General features: G+C 71.8%; 2 protein-coding genes. One reads left to right on the top strand and one right to left on the bottom strand.

What is annotated here, in order from left to right:
• Nucleotides 1-905: glycosyl hydrolase (locus BACI9J_RS23175; protein ID WP_201296727.1), on the top strand; the 905-nt coding region annotated here is incomplete at its 5' end.
• 58 nt (nucleotides 906-963) lie between these two features.
• Here BACI9J_RS23175 and BACI9J_RS23170 read toward each other — a convergent pair.
• On the bottom strand, nucleotides 964-1,299 hold a 336-nt coding region (locus BACI9J_RS23170; RefSeq protein ID WP_236558895.1), incomplete at its 5' end, for a hypothetical protein.

Here is a 1,299-nt window from a genome sequence, read left to right as displayed (position 1 = left end):
TTTCCCACATGCGGGACCGGCACCCGGACACCGATCTGTCCTACGAGGTCTGGAACGAGTGGACCAACAACCACGGGGCGCTGCCCGCGACGCCCGCGGCCTACATCGAGCTCGCACGGGTCACCGCCGAGGTCATCCGTGCCACCGACCCGGCGGCGACGATCGTCGGGCCGACCCAGAACGCGGTGTCCGACGACGAGCGCGCCTGGATCGGCGAGTGGTTCCGCCTCGGTGGTGCCGACCACGTCGACGCGGTCAGCATCCACCCCTACAACAACCCGTGGGGGCCCGAACTCTGCGTCCCGACCAACCCGTGCATCGAGGATGCGCTCGCGTGGCTCCGGACGACGGCCGACCGGTACCCGCGCCCCGACGGCAGCGCCTTGCCGATCTGGATCACCGAGGTCGGGTGGCCGACCCAGTTCGCCGGTCCGGGGTGGGTCCAGCCGGAGGACCAGACCGCGTACGTCCTGCGCACCTACGCCATCGCCGCGCAGTACGGCGTCGAGCGGCTCTTCCTGTTCGAGATGGCCGAGCCCACCACGGCGAACGGCACCGCACGGACGTTCGGGCTGGTCGGCAACGCCGACGCCGGTTACGAGCCGAAGCCCTCCGCCGCGGCCTGGGCGACCATGCAGCGGGTCCTCGCCGGCAAGCGGTACGTGGCGGAGCACCGGATCGGTCCGGTCCGCCACATGCGGTTCACCTCGCCGGACGGCAAGCACCACGCCCGTGTCGTCTGGCAGTCGGAGGCGCAGCACCTGTCGACGCCCGTTCGCGTCTCACTCCGCGGAACCGGGCGGATCGTCGAACCCACCGGGTCCGAGAAGACCGTGCGGGGCACCGCCGGGAAGCTCGACATGTCCGCGAAGTGGATTCCCCGATTCGTCGTCTGGGACGAGTGACTCCGAGCGACTCCGAGTGGCCCCGCGGTGCACCTGGTGCGCCGCGGGGCGACTCGCGTCACCCGTGCTGCGGCGTCGTGCCCCGGTCGAACGCGTGGTGCACGCCGTGGTCGTCCGTTCCGTGCCACCCCTGCCACCGGCCACGGAGCTGTGCCTGCTGGGACCGGGTCGCATCGTGGCCCGGGTGAAGCGGGACCACGAGGACGGCCACCATCGAGCGAGTGACCCAGTAGGCCGCCTGGCCGCGGGGCCGGTGCTTCCGGAGCACCCGGCCGAACCCCCGGTTGTACCGCAGCACCTTGGCCAGGGTCTCGTCCGTCATGCCGTCGTGCCGGAAGTCGCCGTGCCGCACGGTCACGTCCGGCATGTAGGCGATGCGGGCGCCGCGACGGAG

The sequence above is a fragment of the Arthrobacter sp. 9V genome, assembly GCF_902506065.1.
Lineage (GTDB): Bacteria > Actinomycetota > Actinomycetes > Actinomycetales > Micrococcaceae > Arthrobacter.
This window is presented reverse-complemented; position numbering and strand designations above follow the sequence as displayed.